We start from the raw sequence: 18,047 nt of genomic DNA on the forward strand, positions 1-18,047 counted from the left end.
AATGACGGCATGGCACGTGGAACGCTGCGGATCTTCCTGGGCGCCGCGCCGGGTGTGGGCAAGACCTACGAGATGCTCGAGGAGGCCCACCGGCTCGGCAAGCGCGGCGAGGACGTCGTCGTCGCGTTCGCCATGGACCACGGCCGCAGCGAGACAGGGGCGCTGCTGGAGGGACTCGAAGTCATTCCACCCCGGAAGCTGCCCTACCGGGACACGGAGTTCGAGGAGATGGACCTCGACGCTGTCCTGGCCCGGGCGCCAGGGACCGCGATCGTGGACGAATACGCCCACTCCAACATCCCCGGCAGCCGCAATCCCAAGCGCTGGCAGGACGTCGATGCGCTTCTGGATGCCGGCATCAACGTGCTCTCCACCGTCAACGTCCAGCATCTGGCGTCCCTGGGCGACGTTGTCAGCGCCATCACCGATGTCCACCAGGCGGAGACGGTGCCGGACGCCGTCGTCCGGAAGGCGGACCAGATCCACCTCGTGGACATCTCCCCCGAGCTGCTCCGCCAGCGCCTGGGCGACGGCAAGATCTACGCTGCCGACAAGATCGACGCCGCCCTCTCGAACTATTTCCGCCTGGGCAACCTCACGGCATTGCGTGAACTGGCTTTGCTGTGGCTCGCCGACCGGGTGGACGAGGGCCTGGCCAAGTACCGGGCCGAACAGGGCATCGACGAAAGCTGGCCGGCCCGGGAACGCATCGTGGTCGGGCTGACCGGCAGCCCCGAAGGAGAAGTCCTGATCCGCCGCGGGGCCAGGATCCTCAACCGCGTCAGCGGTGGGGACCTGCTGGCGGTCCACGTCCGGTCCGCCGATGGCCTCGCCGAGGAGTCGCCCCAGGCGCTGGAAGCCCAGCGCCGCCTGATCCTGGACCTGGGCGGCAGCTACCACATCGTGACCGGCGAGGATCCGGCTGCCGCGCTCCTGGACTTCGCCCGCAGCGTCAACGCCACCCAGATCGTCGTCGGCATCTCGCGGCACAAAAAGCTCGCCGGCCTGGTCGGAAATCTGCTCGGCGGCGGGGTCGGCACCCGGGTGGTCCGCGATTCCGGCGACATCGACGTCCACATGGTCTCCCATCCGCTCGGCGGCCGGGGAACCCGCCCGCCACGGCAGCGGGACCTTGGCCGCATCCGGGTGGCCGCCGGGTTCGGTCTTGCTGTGCTGCTCCCGGTGGTCCTGCAACTCCTGCTGTCGCTCTTGAATCCGGAACAGAATGTGGCTGCGGCCATGCTGGTCCAGCTCACCGGCTCGGTGGCGGTGGCGTTGATCGGCGGGTTGTGGCCGGCCATCCTGGCCGCACTGTGGAGCAGCCTCCTGGTGAACTACTTTTCGACCCCGCCGCTGGGCAACCTCACCATCAGCGATCCCCAGAATTTCCTGGCGCTGCTGGTGTTTGTAGGCGTCTCGGCCGCCGTCGCCCTTGTGGTCGACCTATCGGCCCGCCGCTCCAAGGAGGCCGCGCGGGCCCGCGCCGAAGCCACGACGCTCGGTGACCTGACGCGCAGTGCCGCCGGCTCGGAGGACACGGTCCAGGCATTGCTGGAACAAGCCCTGAGCGTTTTCCAGGTCCGTGGTGCTGCTGTTTTCAGCCTGGGCTACGGCCTCGCGGACGGCGACAGCGGAGCCAGCCCGGACCGGCAGTGGCGTCTCCAGGCCGCCGTAGGTGAAATTCCTGCCCTGTCCGCTGACGGGACCGGAAGCGATGCCGCCGGCGACAACGTCGAAGAAATCGACGCCTCCACGCGCCTGGTGCTGTTCGGACGGATTCTGCCCGCAAGCGACCGGCGCCTTCTGGGGGCGTTCGGGGTTCATCTGGCAGCGCAGCTGGAACGACAGCAGCTGGTGGCGAGCCGGCGGGAGATGCTGCGCCTGGCCGAGAGCAACACGATGCGCACGTCCATCCTCCGGGCCGTTTCCCACGACCTGCGCACGCCCCTGGCCGGGATCAAGCTGGCTGTCGGCGGACTTCGGCACGACGACGTCCATTTCACCAAGGAAGAGGAGAAGGAGCTGCTGGCTACGATAGAGGAGTGTTCGGACAGGTTGGACGCGCTGGTCGGCAATCTGCTGGACATGTCCCGGATCACGTCGGATGCCGTCAATCCCCTGCTCAAACCCGTGCGCTGGTATGAGGTCATCCCGGGTTCCCTGAGCGCCGTCCCCGCGGGGAGGGTGCGGGTGGACCTGCCTCCAAACATGCCGGAGATTGAAGCCGACCCTGGAATGCTGGAGCGGGTGATTGCGAACATCGTCGAGAACGCCGTGAAATATGCCCCCGACTCGGACATCGTCCTGGTCGGGGCGGCCGGCGGGCTGAGCCCGGCGACTCTCGGGGGGCGTCCTGCCGGCGAGCTGCGGATCATCGATCACGGCCGGGGAATCCCTGCGGAGAGTGTCCTGGAAATGTTCCGGCCATTCCAGCGGCTCGACGACGCCCCGCAGGCCACTGGGATCGGGCTCGGGCTTGCGGTAGCGAAAGGGTTCACGGACGCCATGGGTGGGAGCCTGACCGCGGAAGCTACACCGGGAGGAGGGCTGACGATGATTATCCGGCTGCCGTTGTCGACGGGGACCCCGTATGACGGGCACCGGGCCCAGGCCCCGTTCGAGCCCCGCTCGCTGGTGGCGCGCCGTGGTCATGCGCTGCCCGTCACGTCCGGACCGGACGCAGCATGACGGCGGTCCTCGTCGTCGACGACGACCCGCATCTGCTCAGGGCCCTCCGGATCACGCTCCAGGCCAACGGCTACGCCGTCACCACCGCCGTCGACGGGACCTCAGCACTGCTGGCGGCCACTCAGAACCCGCTCTCACTCATCATTCTGGACCTCGGCCTGCCTGACATTGACGGGACCAGCGTCCTCAAGGAGCTGCGCGGCTTCAGCAGCGTGCCGGTTCTGGTGCTGTCCGCCCGGCACGGCTCCGAGGACAAAGTTGAGGCGCTCGACGCCGGCGCGGATGACTACATCACCAAACCGTTCGGCCTGGACGAGCTCCTGGCCCGGCTGCGCGCCCTGCTGCGCCGCAGCGTCGAACCGGAGCACGAATCAGTGGTCAGGACCGATGCCTTCACCGTGGACCTTGCCAAGCACCGGGTGACCAGGGACCACGAGGACGTCCGGCTGACCCCCACGGAATGGAAGATTCTGGAGGTTCTGGTCCGCAATCCGGAAAAGCTCATCACCCAGCAGCAGCTGCTCTCCAGGGTCTGGGGTCCGGCCTACGCCAAGGAGACCAACTACCTCCGGGTTTACATGGCGCAGCTGCGGCGCAAGCTGGAGCCGGATACCGCCAGCCCGCGCCACCTGCTCACCGAGGCCGGCATCGGCTACAGGTTCATGCCCTGAGTCCCGCTGACACGCTGGCGGTCGATGACACTGACGTTTCCCTCCAGGCAACCCGGCAATGGATACTGGGGCAATGACTAATCGCAGCCCGCTCAACAGGGACGATGCCGGTCCGTCGCCACTGCCTGAGATCCCGGCGCAGCTGCGGGCCGTCCTGAACGGAATCCCGGCACTCGTGGGCTATTGGGACACGGGACTCCGCAACCGCCTGGCCAACGACGCCTACTGCGAGTGGTTTGGTTTCGCACCCCAGCAGCTTCACGGCATGCATGTCCGGGACGTGCTCGGCGAGACCGTCCTGGAGGCCAACCTGCCGCACATCGAGGGAGCGCTCGCCGGGAAGCGGCAGCAGTTCGACCGGACGCTGGTGGATGCCGCGGGCCAGTCCCGCTTCACCGAGGTGACCTACACCCCCGATACCCAGGACGGCGCGGTGCAGGGCTTCTTCGTCCTGGTCACGGACATCACCGAGCGTGTCCTGGCCGACCGGCGCCGGCAACGGGACATGGACCGGTACCGCGCCCTGGCGCGGAGCGTCCCCGGCGTCTTTGTCCTCCTCTTCGACGCCGAGCTGCGCTACCTGATCGCCGAAGGCCAGGAGCTGGAGACCTTCGGCTACCGCAGGGAAGAGCTCGAAGGCCAGCGCATCCAGGACGTGCTCAAGGGCAATCTCGCCAGCGAGCTCGAGCCGCGCTACCTCGCTGCCCTCGCCGGCCGCGAGGTCTCCTGGAGCCGGCAGATCGGCCACCGCACCTACCGGCTGAACGCCGGGCCGGTCTACTCCGACGACGAGGCCGCGGCCGGCATGGTGGTGGCGGTTGATATCACCGAGCGCCTGCAGCAACAAAAAGTTTGGGAGGCTTTGCACGAGATAGCCACCGAAGTTGCCCGCAACGCGGCCCCCGCAGCCATCTCTGAGCGGGTCGCCGCGATTGTCCGCGACCTGTTCAACGTCGATTCCGCCGCCGTCGTCCGTTTCACGGGCGCATCCTCGGCGGAAATCGTCGCCATGGCGCCGACGCTGCCGCCGACGCTGAGCCGGCGGCAGATCTTCGCCCCGACGGACGAGTCGGCCACTGTCCGGGTGGCCGTGACCGGCAAGCCGGCCCTGGTTCGCTACCGGGCGGAAGGTGGACAGGCAGCGGAGCAGATGCGCGCCGGCGGCTTCCAGTCTGCGGCGGCGGCGCCGATCCGGGTCCGCGGCAGCCTGTGGGGCGCCGTGAGCCTGACGTCGAAGTCGCGCACCGGGGTCACGGAGGCGATGATGGAGCGGCTGGCCCAGTTCGCGGAGCTCGTCGAGATCGCCATCGGCAACACGGAGGCCCGGACCGACCTCGAACAGCAGGCCACTACCGATGCCCTCAGTGGCTTGCCCAACCGGCGGGCCTTGGAACGGCACCTCGCCGAGCATGTTGCGCAGTCCCGGACCCGCGGGACAAGCCTGAGTGCCGTCGTCCTGGATATCGACCACTTCAAGAGGGTCAACGACACTCACGGCCACCTGACGGGCGACGTGGTCCTGGCGGAGGTCGCGGCCAGGCTCCGGGCGGTCGCCCGCGCCGAGGAGATCGTGGCCAGATTCGGCGGCGAGGAGTTCGTGTGGCTGCTCCCGGAGACGGACGGCGCCGAGGCCCTGCGCGCCGCCGAACGCGCCCGCAAGGCCATCGCGTCCGAACCGTTCGGGGAAGTTGGTTTCCTGACAATCTCCGCCGGAGTCTGCGAGCAAAGCGACGCCGCGGCCGGCTCGCTCCTGGACTGCGCGGACCGGGCCCTGTACGAGGCCAAGAACGGCGGCCGCAACCGCACGTCCCGCTACGGCCACGCCAGCCCGGCGGTTCAGCCTGCCCCGGCCGGGCAGGCACGGAACAGCCCGGCACAGAACGGGCCGGCACGGAGCGGCCAGGCGCGGGACGGCGCTGACACACTCGGAGCCTAGATCCCGCGGGGAGCCTAGACGAAAGCGGACTTTCCCGTCACGGCCCGCGCCACGATCAGTGAATTGATTTCGTAGCTGCCCTCATAGGTATAGAGAATCTCGGCGTCGCCGAAGAGCTTGCCCATCTCATAGTCGCTGCTGATGCCGTTGCCGCCCATGAGGGACCGTCCCATCGCCACCGAGGCACGCGCCAGCCGCGTGGTGGTCGCTTTGGCCATGGCGGCCTGGACCATCTCGAGCTTGCCCTCTTCCTGGATGCGCGCCAGCTGGGCCATCAGGGCCAGGGAGGCGGTCGCGTTGCCCAGGATCTCGGCGAGCTGCTGCTGGATGAGCTGAAAGCGGGCCAGTTCCTTGCCGAACTGGCGGCGCTTCAGCGAATAGGCGCGCGCGACGTCGAACGCGGCCAGCTGGATGCCGGCACCCTGCCAGCCCACCCAGGCCCGCGAATCGCGCAGGAGCTCGTTGGCCTTGGAGAAGCTGGTGGCGCCGGGCAGCAGGTTGGCCGCCGGGATCCGGACCTCGTCGAGGACGATGTCCGCGTTCTGCATGATGCGCAGGCCGATCTTGTTGGCGATCTTGGTTGCGGTGTAGCCCGGACGGTCCGTCTCCACGATGAAGCCCTTGATGTGCTGGTCAGCGACGTCCCGGGCCCACACGAGGGCGAAGTCCGCGATGGTGCCGGCGCCGATCCAACGCTTGGCGCCGTTGAGGACCCACTCGTCGCCGTCCAGCCGCGCGGTGGTTTCCAGGCCGCCGGCGATGTCCGAGCCGTGGTCCGGCTCCGTCAGGGCGAACGCCCCGAGCTGGGTGAACGCGGTGAGGCCAGGGAGCCAGCGCGCCTTCTGTTCCTCCGAGCCGAGCTCGTCGATCATGCCGACGATCAGCTCGTTGTGGATCCCGACGAGCGCGGAGAGGGACACGTCGGCGCGCGCCACCTCGACATACATGAGCCCCTTGAAGAGCTTGGACGTGCCGTCCGTCTGCAGCCCGCCCAAACCGTATTTGCCGAGTTCGGCGAGCAGCCCAAAGGGAAACTCCTCGCGGTTCCAGTAGTCGATTGATGCGGCCCGGATCCGGGACTGCAGGAATTCCCGGACCTCCTGGTAGCGGAGCTGTTCGTCCGGCGGCAGCAGGTCCACGATGTACATGAGGTCGGCGTCGGGAAACGGCGGCTCCGCCGCGGCTTCGGATGCGGCGACGGCTGTGTTTTCCGCTGTATTTGATTCGGCTCTGTCTTCCGCTCTATTTGATTCGGCTGGCGCCGACGGTCCGCTGGCACGTCCTTGTGGCTGCACGGGCACGTATCCCTTCGTCATGCAACGCCTGCAGAGCAGCGCCGCCCTTCCAAACCCTTGGATGTCCTAGTATATTGCACAGTGACGGGGATCACTAGGCAGGCGCCGTGCCGGGCCGGTGGATCCCAGGCAACGGCGCCGTGCCACCGACCGCCCGGAACGGCAGCGCCCGAGGACTTCGAAAGGTGCACCATGACCGTGACTGAGGAATTCCGGGCCGCAAGGGACCGGCTGCTGGCCCTGCGCGGGGACTACGACGGCGCCCGCAACGATTTCCAGTGGCCCCGCTTCGAGGAGTTCAACTTCGCACTGGACTGGTTCGACCAGCTCGCCGCGGACCCGGCCAAGGCGGATAAGCCTGCGCTGGTGATCGTTGAACAGGACGGGTCCGCGACCCGGCGCAGCTTCGCTGACCTCTCCCGGCGCTCGTCCCAGGTGGCCAACTGGCTGCGCGGGGCAGGTGTGCGGCGCGGGGACCGGATGATCATCATGCTCGGCAACCAGGTTGAGCTCTGGGAACTCATGCTGGCCGGCATCAAGCTGGGGACCGTCATGATTCCCACCACCACGCTGATGGGACCGGCCGATCTCCAGGACCGGGTGGAACGCGGCGGTGCGGCCTGGGCCGCCGTCGGCAGTGCCAACATCGCGAAGTTCGCCGACGTCGCCGGCCAGTACACGCTGATTGAAGTCGGCGCCAGCGCCGGGGACCCCGCCGCCGCCCAGGCCAATGCCCTGCAGTACTACGGCGCGGATGCTGCCGCGGCCGGTACGGATTTCACCCCCGACGCCCCCACCCTGGCCGACGAGACGCTCCTGCTGTACTTCACCTCGGGCACCACGTCCAAGGCCAAACTCGTCGAACACACGCACACGTCCTACCCGGTGGGACACCTGTCCACGATGTTCTGGATCGGCATGGAACCGGGCGACGTGCACCTCAACGTGGCCTCGCCGGGCTGGGCCAAGCACGCCTGGTCCAATGTATTCACCCCCTGGATCGCCGAGGCGTGTGTGTTCATCTACAACTACGAACGCTTCGACGCCAGGGCGCTCATGGAGCAGATGGACCGCGAATCCGTGACCAGCTTCTGCGCCCCGCCCACGGTCTGGCGGATGCTGATCCAGGCCGATCTCACCCTGCTCAAGAACCCGCCCACCAAGGTGGTATCCGCCGGCGAACCGCTCAACGCCGAGGTGATCGACCAGGTCCACCGCGCATGGGGGCAAACCATCCGGGACGGCTTCGGCCAGACCGAATCCACCGTGCAGATCGCGAACACGCCGGGACAGCCGATCAAGATCGGCGCCATGGGCAAGCCGCTGCCTGGCTACGACGTCGTGCTTGTGGACCCCGCTACTGGTGAGGAGGCTGACGACGGCGAGCTCTGCCTGCGCCTCGACCCCCGCCCCGTGGGGCTCATGAAGGCGTACTACGGCGACCCGGACAAGACGGCGGAGGCTTTCCGCGACGGTTACTATCACACGGGGGACATGGCGAGCCGGGACGAGCGCGGCATCATCACGTATGTGGGCCGCGGCGACGACGTCTTCAAGTCCTCCGACTACCGGCTGTCCCCGTTCGAACTGGAGAGCGTGCTGATTGAGCACCCCGCGGTGGCGGAGGCCGCCGTCGTCCCCTCTCCCGACCCGCTCAAGCTGTCGGTGCCGAAGGCCTTTGTGGTTCTTGCGGCCGGACACCAGCCGGGCCCGGAGCTGGCCGAGGACATCCTGCGGTACTGCCGGGAGCACCTGGCACCGTTCAAAAGGATCCGCCGGCTGGAGTTTGCCGAGCTCCCCAAGACGATCTCCGGCAAGATCCGGCGCGTGGAGCTGCGGCACAGCGAGGAAGTGCGCCACGGCGGCGGGCCCGTCCCGGAAGGCCTCGGCGTCGAGTACTCCGACTCCGACTTCCCCGGGCTCAAGGGTCAGGGCTGAACATGGGAACACCGCTGCCGCGAGATCCGATTGCCGACGCCCGGCTGAACTGGGAGCGCCACGGCTGGTCCGACGTCGCCGCCCCGATGGCCGCCATCACCGCCATCATGCGGACCCAGCAGATCCTGCTCGGCCGGATCGAGACGGTGCTCAAGCCGTTCGGGCTCACCTTTGCCCGGTACGAGCTGCTCGCGTTGCTCAGCTTCGCCCGCAGCGGGGCGCTGCCCATGAACAAGGCGAGCGCGCTGCTGCAGGTCCACCCCACCTCAGTCACCAATGCCGTGGACCGGCTCCAGGAGGCCGGGCTGGTGATCCGCTCGCCGCACCCCACGGACGGCCGCACCACCCTGATCGAACTCACCCCGGAAGGCCGCACCCTGGCCAAACGGGCGACGGCGGTGCTGAACTCCGAGGTCTTTGGCCAGTCCGGCTTCGCGGACCAGGACGTGGACCAGCTGATCCGGATCCTGGGCACATTCCGCCGGAACGCCGGTGATTTCAGCGGCTGAGACCCGGGCGCCGGGCACCGGGTGAAGCCCGGTGGCCGCGGCTAAGATCATGAAGTGAAAAAACAATCCTGCGGTGTCTGCGGTTCGAGCGTGTACTTTGAAAATTCGGTCTGCCTGCACTGCGGAACTAACTTGGCATACCTGCGGAACGCCCGCGCCATAGTCGCAACAGGCAGTCAGGGACAGTACACCGATGAGTCGGGAGCCACTTGGCACCGGTGCGCTAATTTTTTGCTTTCCGGTTGCACTTGGCTTGCCCCGGAGGGCGGCAGTCAATGCTTCAGCTGTGAGCTCACGCGGACTCGACCGAACGACAGCGACGCCAAAGGCCTATCGCAGTTCATTGCGGCTGAGCGGGCCAAGCGTCATCTCATTGCTGAGCTCGATGGGCTGGGCCTGCCGATCATCACGCGCGCAGAAGACCCCGACGGGGGACTTGCTTTCGACCTGTTGTCCAGTGTCAAGGAAAATGTGGTGATTGGTCATGCTGACGGTGTGATCACCATCAATCTGGCCGAAAGCGACGATGCCTATCGGGAACGAATGCGTACCCAACTCGATGAACCGTACCGGACGATGCTCGGGCATTTCCGGCATGAAGTTGGGCACTATTTTGAGACGGTGCTGGTATTCAGCGATGACGGACGAACGCGCGAGGCGCGTAATCTCTTTGGCGACGACACCAAGGATTACCAGGCAGAGATAGACCGCCACTACAGCGAAGGCGCCCCGGCGGACTGGAATGAACGGTTCATCTCAAAGTACGCAACCATGCACCCCTACGAGGACTTTGCGGAGTCGTTCGCCCATTACCTCCACATCTGCGACACCCTCGACACCGCCCGGGAATTCGGACTCATCCCAGGCACTCCCCGGGGGACCTCTTTCCAGGAAGTTGTGGAAACCGAATGGCTGCCGCTCTCCCTTGCCCTGAACCAGGTCAACCGCAGCATGGGGAAAGATGATCTTTACCCCTTCGTCCTTTCCGCCGCAGTTATCGACAAGCTTGAGTTCGTCCACGGGCTGCGAACCTCAGCGACGGCCGCCGGCTAAGGAACGCCCCGCCCGCTGACCCCGCCCGCTGACAAGAAGGGCGTCCCGGCAGACAGCACGAAGAAAACAGTCTCCGACCCTTCGCTTCTTGGCGTTCGGCCGTCAGGGACGATGGCCCGCGAAGCCGGGCAGGAGCTATTTTGTGCGGGATCGGACCGGAGTATCGTGGTTCCGGCAGGACGGTTCCGTCCGGCCAGGCAGTAAGCAGTGCTCACAGCGCGTCCATCGGCGATCGCCTAGGAGTGGCCATGACTTCGCCCAGCGTCCCCATACCGCAGCCTCCCACGAGGCCGGTGGTCGGCAATTTGCCGGACATCGACTCCAGCAAGGGAATCCTGGGAATCGTCGAGCTGGCCGAGCGGTACGGCCCCATAGTCCGCATCCAGTTCTTCAACCGCAGTATCGTCGCCATCTCTTCCCAGCAGCTCGTCAACGAGGTGTGCGACGAGTCCCGGTTCGGCAAAGTGCTGGGCGTTGCCCTTCGGCAGGTGAGGCAGTTCGCCGGCGACGGCCTGTTCACCGCAGATACGCAGGAACCCAACTGGCAAAAGGCACACCGGATCCTGATGCCGGCGTTCGGGCCTGCAGCGCTGAAGCGGATGTTCGCCGGCATGGACGACATCGTTGAGCAGCTGCTGCTCAAGTGGGAGAGGCTGGGCCCCACGGCGCGGATCGACATTCCGGACAGCACCACCCGCCTGACGCTGGACACCATCGCCCTGTGCTCGTTCAGCTACCGGTTCAACAGCCTCTACCGGGAGGAGATGCACCCGTTCGTCGGCGCCATGGTCCGCGCCCTGGTTGAATCCGGGGACCGGGCGCGCAGGCTCCCGGTGCAGAACAAGATCATGCTGCGCAGGCGGCACCAGCTCGAAGAAGACCATGCCCTGATGTTCGAGGTCGCCGAACAGATCATCAGTGACCGGCGGCGCAACCCCAGCCCGCCCGGCAGCGAAGACATCCTGGACACCATGCTCAGCGCGGCGGACCCGGTGACCGGTGAGCGTCTATCCGATGAAAACATCCGCTATCAGATGGTCACGTTCCTGATCGCCGGGCACGAGACTACCAGCGGCTTGCTGTCCTTTACACTCTACGAACTGCTGCGCCATCCGGGCGTCCTGGCCAAGGCGCGTGCACAAGTGGACGAGGTCCTTGGTACCGAAAGCGCCAGGTTCGAGCACCTGCCCCGGCTGGGATACCTGGACCAGATCCTTAAGGAAACGCTACGGCTGTGGCCCACCGCTCCGGCGTTCAACGTGACTCCTTACGAGGACACGATGCTCGGCGGCCGCTACGAAGTCCCCGCGGGCCAGCCCATCATGGTCCTGATCCCGCAACTGCATCGGGACAAGGCGGCCTGGGGCGAGGACGCCGGCCTCTTTGACCCGGAGCGGTTCTCCCCGGAACGGGCCGCCGAAATCCCCGCCAATGCCTGGAAGCCCTTCGGCAACGGGCAGCGCTCCTGCATCGGCCGGGGATTTGCCCTGCAGGAGGCCATGCTCTTCCTGGCCAAGCTCCTGCAGCGCTTCGAGGTCACGGCGGCGGACCCGGGCTATGAGCTGCAGATCAAACACACGCTGACCATGAAGCCTGAAGGGCTGTTCATCCACGTGCGCAGGCGGGACGTCACCATCGCGGCCGGCCCCCGGGCCGACGTCGAACAGGCACGGCAGGCCGAAGCCGCAGCGGCGGCCGCCGCGCCCAACGGCGTCCCGATCCGGGTGCTCTACGGTTCCAATGCAGGCACGTCCAAGGACTTCGCCCAGCGCCTCGCCAACGACGCCGGACGGCGCGGCTACAGCCCCACCATCGGTCCGCTCGACGAGGCGGCCGGCGGGCTGCCCACGGAGGGGCTCGTCGCGATCGTGACGTCCTCCTACGAGGGGCAGCCGCCGGACAACGCCCGAAAATTCGTGGCCTGGACCGAGGGCCTGCGGCCGGGCGCCCTCGCCGGGGTCCGGTACACGGTTTTCGGCAACGGCAACAAGGACTGGGCGAGGACGTACCAGGAGGTGCCCAAGGCCATCGACGCCCGGCTCGAGGCTGCCGGTGCCACGCGGATCTATGCCCGGGGCGAAGCCAACGCCCGCGGCGACTTCTTCGGCGATTTCGAAGAGTGGTACGCGGGATTCTGGCCCGCGGTGGACGCCGCCCTGGGGCAGCGGACCAGCCAGCCGACAGCTCAACCCGAGCTGGAACTGCAGTTCGTCGGCAACGTCCGGGACCCGATGCTGCGCCAGAACGGGCTGGCGCTGGGCACCGTCGTCGCGAACCGGGAACTGGTCGATCTGGCCAAGCCCGGCGCCCGGTCCAAGCGGCATGTCGAGATCGCCCTGCCCGAGGGGATGAGCTACCGGACCGGGGATTATCTGGCCGTGCTGCCCCTGAATCCCAGCGAACTCGTGCAGCGGGCCCTGGCCCGTTTCAACCTCGACTACGACTCGCACGTCCAGCTGACCATGGAGCGCGGGGACACCTTCCTGCCCACGGGCGCGCCGGTGGCCGTGGGCGAACTGCTGAGCAGCTACGTGGAGCTCGCAGTCCCTGCCACCCGCACCCAGCTCGAGGACCTGGCGGATGTCGCGGCCGATCCTGCCCAACGCGCCGAACTTGAGGCCCTGGCCCAGGACCGCGGGCGGTACGCGGCCGAGATCCTCGACAGGCGCGTTTCCATCCTTGACCTGCTGGAGACGTATCCGTCATGCCAGCTGTCGTTCACCTCGTTCCTGCAATTGCTGACCCAGCTGACCCCCCGGCGGTACTCCATCTCCTCGTCCCCGCTCTGGAGCCCCGACCACGTGACCCTTACCTTCGCCGTCATCCAGGCTCCGGCGTGGTCCGGCCGCGGGGTCTTCGAAGGGGCCTCGTCCACCTACCTCGCCCAGGCCAGGCCCGGGTCAAGGGTCGCGGTTACTGTCCGCCCCTCGAACGCGGCCTTCCACCCGCCGCCGTCCCTGGCGGTCCCGCTCATCATGGTCTGCGCGGGGACGGGACTGGCCCCCTTCCGCGGGTTCGTCCAGGACCGGGCGCTGCGGGCCGAGGCCGAGGAGACGACGCCGGCACCTGCCCTGCTGTTCTTCGGCTGCCGCGCCCCGGACACCGACTTCCTCTACCGCTCGGAACTCGCGTCATGGGCGGACCAAGCCAACCTCGATCTGCGGCCGGTCTTTTCCACCGCACCCGAGGACGGCCTGAAATACGTCCAGGACAGGCTCTGGGCAGACCGGGCCGACGTCGTCGAGCTGGTCCGGCAGGGCGCCACGGTCTATGTCTGCGGCGACGGCAAGCACATGGCGCCGCAGGTCCGGGACACGTGCGCCCTCATTTACCAGGAAGCGACCGGCGCCTCCAAGGCGGAGGCCGAGGCCTGGATGGATGAGGTGGAGCGCACCCACGGCAGGTACGTGGCCGACATCTTCACCTGAGGCCGGCCCGCCGCTCCCACGGCCGGCCGGTGCCGCCTAGCGGTGGTTGAACTCCGGCTGCCGCTTCTCGGTGAAGGCGGCCATGCCTTCCTTCTGATCCTCGGTGGCGAACAGCGAGTGGAACACGCGCCGTTCAAACAGCACGCCTTGGGCAAGCCCGGTCTCAAACGCGGCGTTCACCGCTTCCTTGGCCACCATCGCCACCGGCTTGGATTTGGACGCAATCACCTCGGCGGCCTTCAGTGCCTCCTCGACGACGTCCGCGGCGGGGACCACCCGGGACACCAGGCCCGCGCGTTCGGCCTCCTCGGCGTCCATGAAGCGGCCGGTCAGGATCATGTCCATCGCCTTGGACTTGCCCACTGCGCGGGTCAGGCGCTGTGAGCCGCCCATGCCGGGGAGCACGCCAAGGTTGATTTCCGGCTGGCCGAACTTGGCGTTGTCCCCGGCGATGATGAAGTCGCACATCATCGCCAGCTCGCAGCCGCCGCCGAGCGCGAAGCCGGACACGGCTGCCACGACGGGGATGCGGAGCCGGGTGAAGTCCTCCCAGCCGCGGAACCAGTCCGCCGCGTACATGTCCATGTAGCCCTTGGACTGCATTTCCTTGATGTCCGCGCCGGCAGCAAAGGCCTTCGCCGAACCGGTCACCACCACGGCACCGACCCCCGGGTCCGCGTCCATCCCGGCGACTGCCTTCACCAGCTCGTCCATCGTGGCCTTGTTCAGGGCATTGAGGGCCTCGGGCCGGTTGAGCGTCACGAGGCCCACGCGGCCGCGGCGCTCCACCAGGATGTTTGCGTACTGTTCCGTCATGGGTGGTCCCCTTAGGTGGTGCTGGTCTGGTTCTGGTTCTGATGTTGCGCGTTGGCTTCGGTCCGGGACTAGTGCCCGGCCGTGCCTGCCTCGGATTTGCCTGCTTCCGACTTTTCCCGGATGTCGGTGATGATGCCCGAGAAGTCCCGGCCGGCACCGCCTTCCGCGGCAAACGTATCGTAAATTTCGGCCGCGAGCGGCCCGAGCCGGGCCGCGACGCCGGTGCTCTGCAACGCGTTGAGGGCCAGGTTGAGGTCCTTGGCCATGAGCGCCCCGGCGAAGCCAGGCTGGTAGTCCCGGTTGGCGGGGCTCGTCGGGACCGGACCGGGCACGGGGCAATTAGTGGTCAGCGCCCAGCACTGTCCCGAGGCGGCGGAAGCGACGTCGAACAGCGCCTGGTGGGTCAGGCCGAGCTTCTCGCCCAGCACAAAGGCCTCACTGACGGCGATCATCGAGACGCCCAGGATCATGTTGTTGCAGATCTTGGCCGCCTGGCCGGCACCGTGCGCGCCGCAGTGGACCACCCGCTTGCCCATGACTTCCAGCAGCGGATTGACGGCCTCGAAGTCCTCCGGGAGGGCACCGACCATGAATGTGAGCGTGCCGGCCTCGGCGCCCACCACACCTCCGGACACGGGGGCGTCGACGGCGCGGTGGCCGGCCGCGACCGCGAGTTCTGCGGCCTCGCGGGCCTCGTCCACGTTGATGGTTGAGCAATCCAGGAACATGGTGCCCGGGGCGGCGGCTTCGAGCAGGCCGGGCGTACCGCCCGTGCCGCGGTAGGCGTCAAGGAGGTGCTTGCCGCTGGGCAGCATGGTCAGCACGACGGCGGCGCCCGCCGCCGCCTCGACAGCCGTCCCGGCAGTGGGAATGCCGTGCTCCCGGGCGGCGTCCAGGGCCGCCGGCACGACGTCGAAGCCGGTCACCCGGTAGCCGGCCTTGACCAGGTTGACGGCCATGGGGCCGCCCATGTGGCCCAGGCCGAGGAAGGCGATGGTGCCGGTATCCGGGGCTCCTGCGTCAGACATGGTTCTTCTCCTTGTTGTTCTCCGCGTTGTTCTCTTTCGGAGAGAGTTTCAGTTCGCGCCCGCCCAGCGGGGCGAAGTAGGCCGCGACGTCCGTCCCGGTGACCTCGGCAAGGGTGGCGGGCTTCCAGCGGGGATTGCGGTCCTTGTCCACCACCTGGGCGCGGATGCCTTCGCGGAAGTCCGGGCCATCGAGGAAGCGCAGGCCGACGCGGTACTCCTGCTCCAGCGCCTGCTCCAGGCTCAGGCCGCGGACCCGGCGCAGGGATTCCAGCGCCACCTTGACCGCCGTCGGCGACTTGGCCTCGATGGTGTCAGCGGCTGCGGCGGCCTCCCCGCCCGCCTCTCCACCGAAGGCCCGCAGCCGGCGCAGGATTTCCTCGGCGTCGTCGCTGGAGTAGCAGGCGTCGATCCATTCCTGCTGTGCGGCCAGGACTGAAGCCGGTGCCGGTTCGGCGAATCGGGCCACAGCGGCCTCGGCCGCCTCGGTTTCGAGCGCTGCCGCCAGGTCCGGCAAACGGCCGGAGGGCACGAAGCAGTCGGCGAGGCCCAGGAACAGTGCGTCCGCGCCGCTCAGGTGGGCTCCGGTCAGGGCCGCATGGGTGCCGGTCTCCCCCGGCGAGCCGGAGAGCAGCAGGGTGCCGCCGACGTCGGGAACAAACCCGATCGTCGTTTCGGGCATGCCCGTGCGGGTGCGTTCGGTGACGATCCGTACGGAGCCGTGGGCCGAGATCCCCACGCCGCCGCCCAACACCAGCCCGTCCATGAACGCGACGTACGGCTTGGGGTATTCGGAGATGAGCAGGTTCAGCCGGTACTCGACGGCCCAGAAGTCTGCGGTGGCGTCCCCGCCGTCGAGCATGTCCCGGTAGATGGCCACGATGTCACCGCCGGCGCAGAGGCCCCGGTCCCCGGCGCCGCGGACCAGCACCGCAGCCACGGCGTCGTCGTCGGCCCAGAGCGTGAGCTGTTCGAGCATCGCGGCGGCCATGCCGGCCGTCAGGGCGTTGACGGCCGCGGGCCGGTTGAGGGTCACGACGCCGAGGCGGCCGCGCCGTTCAAACGTCACTTCCCCTGCTTCCCCGGCCAAGGGTTCGCCTGCCACTGCTCCACTGTCCGCTACCCGCGCAACGTCCGCCCCCATCAGCTGCCTTCCGGCATGATGAAGCTGGCGCCCTGGCGGATACCGGACGGCCAGCGGCTGGTGACCGTCTTGGTCTTCGTGTAGAAGCGGAAGGCGTCGGCCCCGTGCTGGTTGAGGTCGCCGAATCCGGACGCCTTCCAGCCGCCAAAGGTGTAGTAAGCAATCGGCACGGGGATGGGGACGTTGATGCCCACCATGCCCACCTGGACCCGGCTGGCGAAGTCCCGGGCGGCGTCGCCGTCGCGGGTGAAGATGGCCACGCCGTTGCCGAACTCGTGTTCGCTGCAGAGCCGGAGGGCCTCGTCGTAGTCTTCGGCGCGGAGCACGCTGAGGACCGGGCCGAAGATTTCCTCCTTGTAGATCTTCATGTCCTTCGTGACGTTGTCGAACAGCGTGGGTCCGATCCAGAAGCCGCCGTCGTAGCCTTCCACCTTCAGGCCGCGGCCATCGGTCACCAGGCTCGCGCCTTCTTCGACGCCGGAGGCGATGTAGCCTTCGATCCGGTCCTTCGCGGACGCCGCCACCACCGGGCCGAAATCGGAGTCCTTGGCGAGGCTGTGGCCGACCTTGAGGCCGGCGATCCGCTCCTGCAGCTTCTCCACGAGGACGTCCGCGGTCTTCCGGCCCACCGGAACGGCCACCGAAATCGCCATGCAGCGCTCGCCCGCGGAGCCGAAGCCTGCCCCGATCAGGGCGTCCGCGGCCATGTCCAGGTCCGCGTCGGGCATGATCACCATGTGGTTCTTGGCGCCGCCGAAGCACTGCGCGCGCTTGCCGTTCGCCGCGGCGGTGGCGTAGATGTACTGGGCAATGGGCGTGGAGCCGACGAACCCGATGGCCTGGACCCGGGGATCCTCCAGCAGCGCGTCCACCGCTTCCTTGTCCCCGTTGACGACGTTGAAGACGCCGTCGGGGAGGCCCGCTTCGGTGAAGAGCTCGGCCAGCCGCAGCGGCACGGAGGGATCCCGTTCGGAGGGCTTGAGGATAAAGGCGTTGCCGGCGGCGAGCGCCGGCCCGGACTTCCACAGCGGGATCATGGCCGGGAAGTTGAACGGCGTGATGCCGGCTACGACGCCGAGGGGCTGGCGCATCGAGTGCACGTCGACGCCGGTTCCGGCGTTGTCCGAGAACTCGCCCTTGAGCAGGTGCGGGGCGCCGGCGGCGAACTCGACCACTTCGATGCCGCGCTGGATGTCGCCCTTGGCGTCCGGGAAGGTCTTGCCGTGCTCGGAGGACAGCAGGGTGGCGAGTTCGTCCATGTGCTCGTTGACCAGGTCCACGAACTTGAGCAGGATCCGGCCGCGGCGCTGCGGATTCATCGCGGCCCATTCCACCTGCCCCTTTTCGGCGCTGGCGATGACGTTGCGCACCTCCTCGGTGCTGGCCAGCGGCAGCCGGGCCTGGACCTCGCCGGTGCAGGGATCATAGACGTCGCTGAACCGGCCGGAGGTTCCCTCAACCCGCTGCCCGTCAATGTAATGGGATAGTTCTCGAACCATGACCGAATGCTCCTTTGCATGTGACCTAGATCATCTCTGCAGCCG

General features: G+C 67.7%; 12 protein-coding genes. 7 read left to right on the forward strand and 5 right to left on the reverse strand.

Translation table 11 applies throughout. From position 1 onward, the window contains the following. Window positions 1–9 precede the first annotated feature (9 nt). The 3 genes from AC1D1A_RS07390 (at window position 10) to AC1D1A_RS07400 (ending at window position 5,295) form a co-directional block, all read left to right on the forward strand. Window positions 10–2,688, forward strand: a complete 2,679-nt coding sequence (locus AC1D1A_RS07390; RefSeq protein WP_476851795.1) for a DUF4118 domain-containing protein — start codon at window positions 10–12, stop codon at window positions 2,686–2,688. Then, complete coding sequence (locus AC1D1A_RS07395; RefSeq protein ID WP_230008106.1) at window positions 2,685–3,359, forward strand: response regulator; 675 nt, start codon at window positions 2,685–2,687, stop codon at window positions 3,357–3,359. Before AC1D1A_RS07390 ends, AC1D1A_RS07395 begins: the two co-directional genes overlap by 4 nt. A 73-nt stretch (window positions 3,360–3,432) precedes the next feature. Beyond that, complete coding sequence (locus AC1D1A_RS07400; RefSeq protein ID WP_476947435.1) at window positions 3,433–5,295, forward strand: sensor domain-containing diguanylate cyclase; 1,863 nt, start codon at window positions 3,433–3,435, stop codon at window positions 5,293–5,295. 14 nt (window positions 5,296–5,309) lie between these two features. Here AC1D1A_RS07400 and AC1D1A_RS07405 read toward each other — a convergent pair whose 3' ends face one another. Then, window positions 5,310–6,443 carry an acyl-CoA dehydrogenase family protein gene (locus AC1D1A_RS07405; protein WP_243181414.1) on the reverse strand — a complete coding sequence of 378 codons (1,134 nt, stop codon included), beginning with the start codon at window positions 6,441–6,443 and terminating at the stop codon, window positions 5,310–5,312. A gap of 339 nt (window positions 6,444–6,782) precedes the next feature. Here AC1D1A_RS07405 and AC1D1A_RS07410 point away from each other — a divergent pair, with 339 nt between their 5' ends. From AC1D1A_RS07410 to AC1D1A_RS07425, 4 genes are all read left to right on the forward strand, one after another. Further along, complete coding sequence (locus tag AC1D1A_RS07410; RefSeq protein ID WP_476856200.1) at window positions 6,783–8,528, forward strand: AMP-binding protein; 1,746 nt, start codon at window positions 6,783–6,785, stop codon at window positions 8,526–8,528. 2 nt (window positions 8,529–8,530) lie between these two features. Beyond that, window positions 8,531–9,037, forward strand: coding sequence for a MarR family winged helix-turn-helix transcriptional regulator (locus AC1D1A_RS07415; RefSeq protein ID WP_223914576.1), 507 nt, complete (start codon window positions 8,531–8,533; stop codon window positions 9,035–9,037). A 54-nt stretch (window positions 9,038–9,091) separates the two neighbouring features. After that, a complete protein-coding gene (locus tag AC1D1A_RS07420; RefSeq protein WP_476947436.1) occupies window positions 9,092–10,090 on the forward strand; it encodes a zinc-binding metallopeptidase family protein in 999 nt (332 codons plus the stop codon). Between the two features lie 248 nt (window positions 10,091–10,338). Continuing rightward, entirely contained in the window at window positions 10,339–13,518 is a 3,180-nt protein-coding gene (locus tag AC1D1A_RS07425) for a bifunctional cytochrome P450/NADPH--P450 reductase (protein ID WP_476947437.1), read from the forward strand. Between the two features lie 36 nt (window positions 13,519–13,554). Here the strand turns inward: AC1D1A_RS07425 and AC1D1A_RS07430 are convergent, their stop codons facing one another. The 4 genes from AC1D1A_RS07430 to AC1D1A_RS07445 all read right to left on the reverse strand — a co-directional run bounded on the left by AC1D1A_RS07430 (window position 13,555) and on the right by AC1D1A_RS07445 (window position 18,002). Continuing rightward, on the reverse strand, window positions 13,555–14,334 hold the full coding sequence (locus tag AC1D1A_RS07430; protein ID WP_223914579.1) for an enoyl-CoA hydratase: 780 nt from the start codon (window positions 14,332–14,334) through the stop codon (window positions 13,555–13,557). 68 nt (window positions 14,335–14,402) lie between these two features. Then, a complete protein-coding gene (gene mmsB / locus AC1D1A_RS07435; protein ID WP_476886695.1) occupies window positions 14,403–15,362 on the reverse strand; it encodes a 3-hydroxyisobutyrate dehydrogenase in 960 nt (319 codons plus the stop codon). After that, window positions 15,355–16,503, reverse strand: a complete 1,149-nt coding sequence (locus AC1D1A_RS07440) for an enoyl-CoA hydratase/isomerase family protein (RefSeq protein ID WP_476947438.1) — start codon at window positions 16,501–16,503, stop codon at window positions 15,355–15,357. Before AC1D1A_RS07440 ends, mmsB begins: the two co-directional genes overlap by 8 nt. Next, on the reverse strand, window positions 16,503–18,002 hold the full coding sequence (locus AC1D1A_RS07445) for a CoA-acylating methylmalonate-semialdehyde dehydrogenase (RefSeq protein WP_476859439.1): 1,500 nt from the start codon (window positions 18,000–18,002) through the stop codon (window positions 16,503–16,505). Before AC1D1A_RS07445 ends, AC1D1A_RS07440 begins: the two co-directional genes overlap by 1 nt. Between the last annotated feature and the right edge of the window lie 45 nt (window positions 18,003–18,047).

Source organism: Arthrobacter sp. P1_B9 (assembly GCF_056406495.1).

Coding starts and splice junctions, on each gene's coding strand:
- AC1D1A_RS07390 (WP_476851795.1), top strand. CDS start 10: ATGGCACGTGGAACGCTGCGGATCTTCCTGGGCGCCGCGCCGGGTGTG.
- AC1D1A_RS07395 (WP_230008106.1), top strand. CDS start 2,685: ATGACGGCGGTCCTCGTCGTCGACGACGACCCGCATCTGCTCAGGGCC.
- AC1D1A_RS07400 (WP_476947435.1), top strand. CDS start 3,433: ATGACTAATCGCAGCCCGCTCAACAGGGACGATGCCGGTCCGTCGCCA.
- AC1D1A_RS07405 (WP_243181414.1), bottom strand. CDS start 6,443: ATGTACATCGTGGACCTGCTGCCGCCGGACGAACAGCTCCGCTACCAG.
- AC1D1A_RS07410 (WP_476856200.1), top strand. CDS start 6,783: ATGACCGTGACTGAGGAATTCCGGGCCGCAAGGGACCGGCTGCTGGCC.
- AC1D1A_RS07415 (WP_223914576.1), top strand. CDS start 8,531: ATGGGAACACCGCTGCCGCGAGATCCGATTGCCGACGCCCGGCTGAAC.
- AC1D1A_RS07425 (WP_476947437.1), top strand. CDS start 10,339: ATGACTTCGCCCAGCGTCCCCATACCGCAGCCTCCCACGAGGCCGGTG.
- AC1D1A_RS07430 (WP_223914579.1), bottom strand. CDS start 14,334: ATGACGGAACAGTACGCAAACATCCTGGTGGAGCGCCGCGGCCGCGTG.
- mmsB (WP_476886695.1), bottom strand. CDS start 15,362: ATGTCTGACGCAGGAGCCCCGGATACCGGCACCATCGCCTTCCTCGGC.
- AC1D1A_RS07440 (WP_476947438.1), bottom strand. CDS start 16,503: ATGGGGGCGGACGTTGCGCGGGTAGCGGACAGTGGAGCAGTGGCAGGC.
- AC1D1A_RS07445 (WP_476859439.1), bottom strand. CDS start 18,002: ATGGTTCGAGAACTATCCCATTACATTGACGGGCAGCGGGTTGAGGGA.